General features: G+C 64.4%; 7 protein-coding genes and 1 pseudogene. 2 read left to right on the top strand and 6 right to left on the bottom strand.

Going from position 1 to position 10,789, the window contains the following annotated elements:
* The 4 genes and pseudogenes from QZY01_RS15235 to QZY01_RS15220 all read right to left on the bottom strand — a co-directional run.
* A pseudogene (locus tag QZY01_RS15235) lies at positions 1-1,473 on the bottom strand (DUF2786 domain-containing protein); the annotation flags it as partial.
* A 474-nt stretch (positions 1,474-1,947) separates the two neighbouring features.
* Complete coding sequence (locus tag QZY01_RS15230) at positions 1,948-2,250, bottom strand: hypothetical protein (RefSeq protein WP_294538576.1); 303 nt, start codon at positions 2,248-2,250, stop codon at positions 1,948-1,950.
* 206 nt (positions 2,251-2,456) lie between these two features.
* Positions 2,457-3,866: a chromate efflux transporter gene (gene chrA / locus QZY01_RS15225; protein ID WP_294538573.1), complete on the bottom strand. Its 1,410-nt coding sequence runs from the start codon at positions 3,864-3,866 to the stop codon at positions 2,457-2,459.
* The gene (locus tag QZY01_RS15220; RefSeq protein ID WP_294538569.1) at positions 3,863-4,264 is read right to left on the bottom strand and encodes a chromate resistance protein ChrB domain-containing protein; all 402 of its coding nucleotides are present in this window, start codon (positions 4,262-4,264) and stop codon (positions 3,863-3,865) included. Before QZY01_RS15220 ends, chrA begins: the two co-directional genes overlap by 4 nt.
* A 171-nt stretch (positions 4,265-4,435) precedes the next feature.
* Here QZY01_RS15220 and QZY01_RS15215 point away from each other — a divergent pair, with 171 nt between their 5' ends.
* Positions 4,436-5,500, top strand: a complete 1,065-nt coding sequence (locus tag QZY01_RS15215) for a DMT family transporter (protein WP_294538566.1) — start codon at positions 4,436-4,438, stop codon at positions 5,498-5,500.
* Between the two features lie 240 nt (positions 5,501-5,740).
* Here the strand turns inward: QZY01_RS15215 and QZY01_RS15210 are convergent, their stop codons facing one another.
* Positions 5,741-7,747, bottom strand: coding sequence for a hypothetical protein (locus QZY01_RS15210; protein ID WP_294538563.1), 2,007 nt, complete (start codon positions 7,745-7,747; stop codon positions 5,741-5,743).
* 281 nt (positions 7,748-8,028) lie between these two features.
* Here QZY01_RS15210 and ettA point away from each other — a divergent pair, with 281 nt between their 5' ends.
* The gene (gene ettA / locus QZY01_RS15205) at positions 8,029-9,681 is read left to right on the top strand and encodes an energy-dependent translational throttle protein EttA (RefSeq protein ID WP_294538560.1); all 1,653 of its coding nucleotides are present in this window, start codon (positions 8,029-8,031) and stop codon (positions 9,679-9,681) included.
* A gap of 186 nt (positions 9,682-9,867) precedes the next feature.
* Here ettA and QZY01_RS15200 read toward each other — a convergent pair whose 3' ends face one another.
* Positions 9,868-10,788: a restriction endonuclease gene (locus QZY01_RS15200; protein ID WP_294538558.1), complete on the bottom strand. Its 921-nt coding sequence runs from the start codon at positions 10,786-10,788 to the stop codon at positions 9,868-9,870.
* Between the last annotated feature and the right edge of the window lies 1 nt (position 10,789).

Genomic DNA, 10,789 nt, shown 5'->3' with positions numbered 1-10,789 from the left:
GACGATCAGGTCATGGAGGTAGTGCGCCGCCTCGACATCCGCCGGCAAGCCGAAGAACACAAACCGGATAGCGCCGCTCGCAGCGGTCTCCATCCACACTTTGCAATCGCAGAAAAGGCCGATGGCCGGCATGCATTCATCTACCGGCGCCCGCCGTCGCCGGCCGGTGTCGATACCGAAGCCTTGACAGGCCTGATCGCGCATCTCGACTTCGCTGAGTGACAGGCCAAAGCGGTCGAGCATTTCCACCACTTTCCTGGCGGAGGCGAGCGCCTCCTGCTCCGTGCAGCCCTGCTCGACAGTCTTGGCGCGCAACGCCTGGATGCGTTGCAGGACGCGCATGAGTTCCGCTTCTCCGGCGCCCTTCTCGGCGGGGGAGCGCCGCGACGCCAGGAGGCGGCGGCGCAATTCCTGGAATAGCGAACGCACTTCCTCCGGCGCGCGCTTTTCCGCGATGGCGCGATCGATCTCCACCGCGAGCGATTCGAGCGACTGGCTGTCGTCGCCGGACCCGGCCGCCGAGCGGCGGTCGAGAGTCTCGATCATGACGAAGCCGATGCGCAGAAATGCGGCCGCAATTTCCGCGCGGCCATGCCGACGAGCGTTGACGCTCCGCGCCAAAGCGTGAAACAGGTGGAGCGCAGAGGAGATGCGTCGCGCCTCTTCGATAGTTCCGGCCGAAAGCGCCTCGCTTTCTTTCGCCCCCGTTATGGCAAAGGCAAGGCGATCGAGGTCGTCGTATTCCTCCTCCGCGGCGTTGCTCGCGCCTTCATCGAGCAAGTCCTCGGGAAAGTCGTTCAGGCCCTCGATACGCAAGCCGCCCTGGCGCACGACATGCCGATAGACGGCGGCGGCGCAGCGTCGCGGATTGGTCATTCCTTTGCCTGGACGCACAAAGGCAAGGCCTTCGCCGAGCGCGGCGGCGTCGAGCGGCGTCAACGGCCCCAGCGCGATAACATCCCCGTTCGGCAGCGGCGCGAGCCAGACCGCGACGAAGGCCGACAAAGCGCCATCGGGAATTTCCGCGTCGAACAAAGACAGGCTTTCGCCGTTGGCTAAATCCTGGATGGCAAGCGTTTGCGGTCCAACGCGCGACTTCAACCGAATGAGATGGAAGTTCGACTGCGCCAGCGCGTCCAGGGCCGCGCGCGTCGCGTCGTCGGCGTCCGCGCGGCGCTGGCGGATAAAGCGTTCGATCGGCGCGGCGCCGAGGAGCGAGGGCGAGAATAAGGTCAGATAGCCTGCGAGTGCGAAAGCCTCCATCACGGGGAGGGCGTTGGACGGATCGCCGGGATCGAACAGCGCTTTTGCAAGCCATTGCAGCGCCGTCTCTTCGATCCTGGCCGGGGGAAGGCTTGCGACGGCGTCAAGGCAGACCTCCCCGATCCGCTGCGCGAGAAGCCCGCATGCGCTGTCCGGGTTGCGACCGTCAGAATTGTATTCATAAGATTTCGTCGCCGACCGCCCCGCCATTTCGCACACCTCGCCTTTGCGATTCGACTTGAGGAGACTATCATCGTCGCCGCGCCCCGAAGAGACAAGACCTCCTTTATCCACCGGGATTTGCTCAGCTGCTTTCGCCGTGGCGGAGCGGCGAGCCCGGTGCAAACGATAATTTTGCGGGCCTCGGGAATGTTTCGGCGCGCCTGAGTGTTGTTCGCCGGCCGTTACCGGAACGCGCCACCGCCATGGCGATTGCGCTTCATAATTGGATAGTCTGCCCGGTCGCCTGACCGCCCAGCGCTGGCGGCTCGAAAGTCCGCTACGCGTCAAAATCATCGGGCTCCTTCAGCAAACCCGAATTGCCGCTTATGGCGTGCGCATCCTTGCCTTTCAGCCTTCGACCGGTCTACTGCCGGAACCGGTCCTTCGCTCTATTCCCGCACTCCGCCGATTCCTGCCGTTGCAACCAGTTCGCGGTTCCCTCACTGTGAAACGGGTGGCGCGTTAACCTGACAGGCGCGGATTAATCCTGATCAATCCGTCGTCACATTGCGGGCCAGCGCCGCCGCGCGCCGCCTCGTGTCGCGGTCGATCGGGCCTGGGCTCGCCAGAACCTGCTGCAACAAAGGCGCGATTTTTCGGCGTGAACGCGATCCCCTCGGACGCCAGCGCGTCGGTCAGGCTGCGGCGGTCATGCGTGGAATGCCGCCGTCGGCCGAACGGCAAATAAAGGATCGTCAGCAGCCCTTTGCTTGCTTGAGCGCTCGTTTTCATGCGGCGAGGTTTGAACCGATCGTCGCGCCGCAAAGGACGTGCGCCAAACGGGCGAAAGCTTCAATCGCCCAAACTCACCCGACGGTCCGTCGGCCAGACGCGATCGGCAGCGATGATCCTCGGCGTTCGCGGAGAGGGCGGCTGCGCCCGCGACGGCCCCCGCGCCAGGCAAACACAGCCCGGTCCGATCTCGCTATGCAAGGATTCACAGGGGCTTCGACTTTCCTCATGGCTCGCCGTCATGGGGCGATTCCGTGTGAGGTCAGACCGGCAAGATAAAGCGCGACCCCGGCGGCGGCCGATCCGGCGAGCGTTTGCAGCAGGCCGGCCTTGAAGCGGAATATGGCTAAGATGGCGCCGGCGCAGAGCGTCAGCGCCCATGGATCGACGCTGGCCAGCCTCGGCAGATCGAAGGCGAAACCGAAACCGCGCACGAAAACGGTCTGGCGAAAGATGGCATGTATCGCGAACCAGACGGCGAGGTTGAGTATGACGCCGACCACGGCGGCGGTGATCGCCGACAAGGCGCCGGTCAAGGCGCGATTGCCTCGCAATTGCTCGATATAGGGCGCGCCGAGGAAAATCCACAGAAAACAGGGAACGAAGGTCACCCAGGTCGCCAGCAAGCCTCCCGCCGCGCCGGCCAGCAGCGGCGGCAAGCCGCCCGGCGACCGATAGGCCGCCATGAATCCTACGAATTGCAGCACGATGATCAGCGGGCCAGGCGTCGTTTCGGCCATGCCGAGACCATCGAGCATTTCGCCCGGCTTGAGCCAGTGAAAAGACTCGACCGCCTGCTGGGCGACATAGGCCAGGACCGCGTAGGCGCCGCCAAAGGTCACCACCGCCATTTTTGAAAAGAAGACGGCGATCTGCGCGAAAATGTCTCCGCCGCCGCGAAAGGCCAGCAACAGGGCGACCGGCGCCAGCCAGATGAAGAGCCAGACGGCGGCGATCCTGAGCGACTGCCCGACCGGGATATTGGCGCGATCGGGCATTTCTTCGCCGAGAAGGCTCTGGTCCTGCGCAATCGTTCCACTCGGACCATGACCGCCGCCGCCGGCGAAAGCAGGATGGCCGGCCTTTCCGCCGAAAAAGCCGATCACGCCCGCCGTCAGAACGATCAGGGGAAAGGGCGTGTCGAAGAAGAAGATGGCGATGAAGGCCGCCGCCGCGAGCGCCCGCATGATCCCGCTTCTTAACGCGCGCTTTCCGACCCGTTGCACCGCTTGCAGCACGATGGCCAGCACCGCCGCCTTGAGGCCAAAGAACAGGGCGCCGACGATTCCGACATTGCCGAATGAGGCGTAGATGATGCTGAGCGCCATGATCGCGACGGCGCCCGGCAGGACAAACAGGCCTCCGGCGACGATGCCGCCAAACGTCCCATGCATGAGCCAGCCGATATAGATGGCGAGCTGCTGCGCCTCGGGGCCCGGCAGCAGCATGCAGTAATTGAGCGCATGCAAAAACCGGTTTTCGGATACCCATTTCAACTCGTCGACGAGAATGCGATGCATCATGGATATCTGGCCGGCGGGGCCGCCAAAGCTCAGCAAGGCGACACGCAGCCAGACCCGGAACGCCTCGCCGTGCGAAACGCCGTGGCCGGCTTTCGGCGCAACTTCGGAATGGGCGATTCCGGTCATTTCTTCTTTTCCGTCCGCGCCATAGGGTTGGCGTGCGCTTCGTTTGTCGCGTCGCGGCGCCAGCGGTAGAAGGCGTCGTAGAGCGGGAGGCCGGCCTCCATTAGTTCCAGATCGTCGGCATAAAAGCGCGACAGTCCAGGCGATGCGGCGGGAAGGCCGGCGGCCTCCGGGACGAGATCGGGCCGCCCCGTATCGGCGCCGATCACGATCGCCGCCCTTCCGGCGAGGCCCGGTCCCCAGAAAGAAACGGCTGCGGCGTTGCGGCGCAGGGCGCCGGGAATCAGACGCGGATCGGACGTGAATTCCTGTTCCGGGCGGATGTCGATCAGAACAGGCCCCCTGGGCGAACCCGGCAGGCGGACGCGTTTTTCCGGAGAAATCGTCGTATAAGCAGACATGCGGCGTCGTCGGCTGAAATAGCGGGACGCGATTCTTCGGCATGTCGCCTCGTGGGGAGACCGCCATCCCCATGGTAAGAAATAGACCTTCCGGCCATCGTTTTGTCAACATTCAAACGACCGCCGGGGAACCGACTGCGGCGGGGTCAACGGAACCGATCAGGGAGCGCCATGTCCACGCGTGACCACTCTCATCTCTGGCCCGGCGTTCCAATGGCCCTCGCTTCGGCGATGCTGTTCGGGGCTTCGACGCCCTTGTCGAAACTTCTGCTCGGCGCCGTCGATCCCTGGCTTCTGGCCGGGCTCCTCTATCTTGGCGCGGGTCTGGGCCTCGCTGTCGTTCATTTCGGCCGGGCGGCGCTCGGCGTCCCGGCCCCGGAAGCGCCGTTGCGGCGGTCCGACCTGCCTTGGCTTGCGGCCGTTGTGGTTTCGGGCGGCATGATCGGGCCTTTGCTCCTTGTCTTCGGGCTGAGCCGGACCACGGCCGCATCGGGGGCGCTCCTGCTGAATCTGGAAGCTCTGGCGACGATGGCTATCGCCTGGCTGGCGTTTCGCGAAAACGTCGACCGGCGGCTGCTTCTGGGCGCGGCGGCGATCCTCGCCGGCGCGGCGGTGCTGTCGTGGCAGGGCGGCGATGTCGGGTTCAACATGGGCGCCGCGTCGATCGCGGGCGCCTGTCTCGCCTGGGGCGTCGATAATAATCTTACCCGAAAACTGTCCTCGTCCGATCCCGTCGTCATCGCGATGATCAAGGGTCTCGTCGCCGGATCGGTCAACATCGTTCTGGCGCTTTTGCGCGGCGCCGATTTTCCGTCGGCTGACGCGGTTGTCGGCGCAGCGGTCGTTGGCTTGTTCGGCGTCGGCGTCAGCCTGGTGCTGTTCATCCTTGCCCTGCGCCACCTTGGCGCGGCCCGAACCGGCGCCTATTTCTCGCTGGCCCCGTTCGTCGGCGCGATCATCGCCGTCGCGATCCTGCACGAGCCTTTGACGGCGAGGCTGGTCATCGCCGGGGCCTTGATGGGATTTGGGCTCTGGCTGCACCTCGCCGAGCGCCATGAACATAGCCATGACCATTTCGCACTTGAACACGAACACAGCCACGTCCACGAGGAACACCACCGGCATCGACATGACGGGCCTGTGCGCGAGCCCCATTCTCACTGGCATCGCCACGAACCCTTGAGGCATGCCCATCCGCATTACCCGGATATTCATCACCGGCACGGGCATGGGTAGCTTGCCGTCGCGGGCCGGTGGGCCAATTTGGTCGTTTGCGACGATGGCCAACGACCGCTTCTTCGCTGACGCCCAGGTTTGTCGCGTCGACGAGGGATTTTCGGCTTTGGCCCATCTTTGTCCGCGCCGACGCCATCCCCAGGCGACGGCTCCTTGCCGACATCCGCCGCTGCAACGAGCGCGCGGCCCCTCCATGTCGCTCGTTTCTGCGTTAACCGGACGGGCGTGGAATAATCCAGCTCAATCCGTCGTCACATGGCGGGCGAGCGCCGCCGCGCGCCGCGCCGTGTCGCGGTCGATCGGACCTGTGCTCGCCAGAACCTGCTGAAGCAGCCGGGAGTTTTTCGGCGCGAACCCGATCCCCTCGGAGGCCAGCGCGTCGATCAGGCAGCGGCGGTCGTCGGGCGAGGCGCCGAGATCGGCGGCCAGCAGCAAAGCCAGCGCCGGTTTGAGACCCATGGGCGCGTCGGGCGCGGGCCTCAGGAAGCGGAACAGATTGCGCAGCCTTTTTTGCATGCGCGGCGACGCGCCGGCGACGGGGGCCATTGTTTCGAGGAGCCGCGTTTCCTCCGCCGATAGCGGCGCGTCGAGCGGCGCCAGCGGAACCGCCCATTCGCTCGCCTGTCCGGCGTCGAGACGCAAGGCCAGTTGCAGGCGACGATGGAGGCCGTCGCGCCCGGAGCCGCCGAAAATGTCAGGGTCCAGCGCATAGACCGCGACAAGACCCGGCCGCGCCAGCAGATCGTGCAGCCGCTCGAACAGGGCGGCGGGGTTTGGGGCCGCTTCGAACCCATCCACCGCGACGATCAGACGGGCCGGCGTCTCGAAGCGCTTGCCGGCGGCGGCTGGGGCGATCAGGCCGGACAGGCCGTGCAGAAAGCCGAGCGCCGCCCGCCGTTTCTGCGCGGCGGCGTCGGTTTCGAGAAACAGCGGCGGATGGCGCGAGGCGCCGGCGGCGCGCCTTTCCGCCTCGGCGGCCTGCTGGGCGACAGCGGCGGTTTCGGCGCCAAGCAGATCGACATTGCGCGCGTGATGCGCCAGCAATTGTTCGAGTTCATGGCGCCTCGACTCGACCTCGTCGTCGAGCAGGCTGGCGGCCTGAAACAGGGGCAGCATGAAACGCAGCGCGCGCCAAAGGTTCAGGGCCACGAGCGCCACCGCCAGCAGGAGGAGCGCGTCGCCCGCCCGCGGCAGCCAGTCGAGATGCGCGCGCAGGTATTCGCCCGCCTGCGCGCCTTGCGCGCCGGCCTCGGAAATCGCGCCGACCCAAAATGTCCGGTTGGCGTAGAGCCAGTCGGCGCCCCAGTTCAGGGCGACACAAAGCGCCGCGTAAACCAGCAGCCGGAGCTGTCCGGGAAAGGCGTAAACGGCGCGCGCGCAAGCCAGCAAGCGCGCGGGAATCCCGCCGATCTCGGCGAGATCGCGGGTCAGGTCCTTGAAAGCGGCCAGAGAATCGCCGGAAAAACCGAAACGGCGCAGGCGCGGCGCGAAGCCGCCGCGCATCCGTCGCGCAAGGGAATCGACGCGCGAACCGGGCATGTCGTAAAGCAGGGTATCGGCGAGGCCGGCGCGGCGCGCCTCGGTCTGCGCCAAAGTCTGCCGTTCCAGCATCAGCTTGCGGCGCAGGACGTCGAGTTTTTCCTGCGCGGCGCGGGCATGGGCGCCCGGGTCGGCGCCCAGATGCGCGCCCTCCCGCGCGGCTTCTTCCACCAAGGCGGGATAAAACGGCGTCAGCGCGCGATAGAGCGCCGATGCGACGGCGGTTTCGGGCTCGTCGGCGAGATCGGCGGCGCGCAGCGTCGCTGCCGGCGTTCCCTTGAGGCTTTCGACGAGCCAGCGCAGCGCGCTGGTCTTGCCGGCGCCAGCCTTGGCGAGCAGGCCGATGGCGAAGGGGGTCGGCGTATCGGCGCGGCGCAGCAGATCCGCGACCCGGCCGAGCAGCGCCTGCGTCTGCGCCGGCAAGCCGAGCCGTCCGGGCGCGACCGGAGCGTCGTCCTCGAAAGGCGGCGCGGCGGCGGCGGCAGGAGGCGCGGGCGACGGCGCCGCGGCCACAGGCGGCGCGACGACGGGCGGCGCGACGACGGGCGCCGAGACCCGGGGCGCCGCGACCGGCGGCGGATTTTCCGGCTTTTTGTCGGCGGGGCGGAAAAATTGCGGCGGCAATTGCGGCGCGGACCTCTGCGGCTCCGGTTTCGGCGGGGCGGCGGCGGGGAAAAAGTCGGGGTTGCGGTTTTCTGGATCGACCATCGACAAATCCTGTGTTCTTAAACAGCGTCATTCCATCGGTTGGCAAAACGCCGATGACCCAAACCTTTTCAATAGCGCTTCCATAGCGCATATGCAGACCGGCGAAAGCGCCGAAAGCGCTTTTTTGAGCGCGAAGAGGCTTTCGCGCCGCTGGACCGGGGCCGGCCCGCCGGTTAAAACCATGCCCGGCCCAACCGGCGCCCAGCGCCTTTTTTCATTGCCTTTCGCCCAAAGGCCTCGGGTCCCCGGCGAAAAGCCCCAATCGGAAAGCATTCACGCCCATGGCGCGGCAATTTGTCTACCACATGCAGGGTCTCACCAAAACCTGGCCCGGCGGCAAGAAGGTGTTGGACAATGTCCACCTGTCCTTTTACCCCGACGCCAAGATCGGCGTGCTCGGCGTCAACGGCGCCGGCAAATCGACGCTGCTGCGCATCATGGCCGGGATCGACAAGGAATTTTCAGGCGAAGGTTTTGTCGCCGAAGGGGCGCGCGTCGGCTATCTGCCGCAGGAGCCCAAGCTCGACGAAACGCTCGACGTGCGGGGCAATTGCATGCTTGGCGTCGCCGACAAGAAGGCCATTCTCGACCGCTACAACGAATTGGCGATGAATTATTCCGACGAGACCGCCGACGAAATGACCGAATTGCAGGACGAGATCGAGGCCAAGGGGCTGTGGGATCTCGACAGCCAGGTCGAGCAGGCGATGGACGCGCTCGGCTGTCCGCCCGACGACTGGGCGGTCGAAAAACTGTCGGGCGGCGAGCGCCGCCGCGTCGCCCTGTGCAAGCTCCTGCTCGAACAGCCTGAACTCTTGCTGCTCGACGAACCGACCAACCATCTCGACGCCGAGACCGTCAACTGGCTCGAAGGCCATTTGCGCGCCTATCCCGGCGCCATCCTGATCGTCACCCATGACCGTTATTTTCTCGACAATGTGACGAGCTGGATTCTCGAACTCGATCGCGGTCGCGGCATCCCCTACGAGGGCAATTATTCGAGCTGGCTCAAGCAGAAGCAGAAGCGGCTGGCGCAGGAAGGCCGCGAGGACGAGGCGCGCCAGCGCGCCATCGAGGCGGAAAGCGAATGGATCGCCGCCAGCCCGAAGGCGCGTCAGGCCAAGTCCAAGGCGCGCATCCAGCGCTACGACGATCTCGTCGCCAAGCAGAACGACAAGGCCGCGACCACCGCGCAGATCGTCATTCCGGTGGCCGAGCGGCTCGGCCAGAACGTCATCGAATTCAAGAATCTGTCGAAGGGTTTTGGCGACAAGCTGCTGATCGACGACCTGAGCTTCAAGCTGCCGCCCGGCGGCATCGTCGGCGTCATCGGCCCGAACGGCGCCGGCAAGACCACGCTTTTCCGCATGATCACCGGTCAGGACAAGCCGGACGCCGGCGCGATCGCCATCGGCGAAAGCGTGCAACTCGGCTATGTCGATCAGTCGCGCGACTCGCTCGACGGCAAGAAGAACGTCTGGGAGGAAATTTCCGGCGGCAATGACGTCATCTATCTCGGAAAACGCGAGATCAACTCGCGCGGCTATTGCTCGACCTTCAACTTTAAAGGTTCCGACCAGCAGAAAAAGGTCGAAATGCTGTCGGGCGGCGAGCGCAACCGCGTCCATCTGGCGAAAATGCTCAAAAAAGGCGCCAATGTCCTGCTGCTCGACGAACCGACCAACGATCTCGACGTGGACACGCTGCGCGCGCTCGAAGAGGCCTTGGGCGATTACGCCGGCTGCGCGGTCATCATCTCGCACGACCGCTTCTTCCTCGACCGCGTCGCCACCCACATGCTGGCCTTTGAAGGCGACAGCCATGTGGAATGGTTCGAGGGCAACTTTGCCGAATATGAAGAAGACAAGAAACGGCGGTTGGGAGCGGATAGTTTGATTCCGCATCGAATGAAGTACAAGAAGTTCTCGCGTTAAGTGTTGGATATCATTCCGAATTTCTGGAGCCGGGTCGTGAGGTCCGGCTTTTTCACCCATTTATTAACGTGGGCGTCATTGCGAGCGGAGCGAAGCAATCCAGACACGGATTGCGGTCACTGGATTGCCGCGTCGCTTCGCTGCTCGAAATGACCGACGTTTGGTCATGCGATAGCGTCACATTTGCTATTCGAAAAACTCTTCGTCGATGCGCTTGATATGCAGCGTCTCCTCGACCCGGCATCCGACTTCGTGCCGGATCATCAGTTTCGTGAGTTGGTTTCCATCGACGAGGACGATGCGCTTGCTCAGGAACTCGGCCGTTTCGCGGGCCGAACCGGTGAAGGAAGAGGTCGTGACGAATAGGCCCTTGGCGGCTTTGAACCGGTCGAGCGAGCCGAAAAAATCGCGTATCGCGCCCGATCCTACGGCGTTTTCGCGCGCATATCTTTTCGCCTGAACGTAAATTCGATCCAGCCCCAAGGCGTCCTGATCGATCACGCCATCGACGCCGCCGTCGCCGCTGCGACCCAAAGCCCTTGCGGCTTCAGCCGTAGAACCGCCATAGCCCATGGCGGTCAAAAGCTTGACCACCAGCCGCTCGAAAAATTCAGGTGGGGCTGCGAGAATTCGGTCGAGTACATCGGCGCCCAATTGGGTTTCAAGCGCCTGATGCGCCGCTCGCATGGTTTCGTCGGGCGTGAGTGAATTCGACTCTTCGCCGCGCTGGCTGTGCGAGTCGACAATCGCGCTTTCGGCCTCGTCGTTCTTCCCCTGAAATGTTCTGAAGGTCGGAAACTGGTTGAGAAACCTGATGTCGATACGCTCCGGTTTTCCGGCAAGCACATCGATTCCTAGCGGAGTAATTCTGAAACGGCCTCGGCCAACGGCTTCGATCAAGCCCGCCTTGCCAAGATACGACTTGGCCCAATGGGTGCGATTGGCAAAAGTTGTCTGGCGGCCTGAAGGCAGGAGTGTCGCGCGCTCTTCGTCGCTCAAGGCAAACGCATTGGCGAGTTGCTCGACGACGTCGCCGATTCTGACTTCGCCATTTCTGGAAGATTTGAGTACTGGAAGCATGAGGGTCTGGAAATCGGGAATGGGCATT

The organism is uncultured Rhodoblastus sp. (genome assembly GCF_903903185.1).
Lineage (GTDB): Bacteria > Pseudomonadota > Alphaproteobacteria > Rhizobiales > Beijerinckiaceae > Rhodoblastus.
This window is presented reverse-complemented; position numbering and strand designations above follow the sequence as displayed.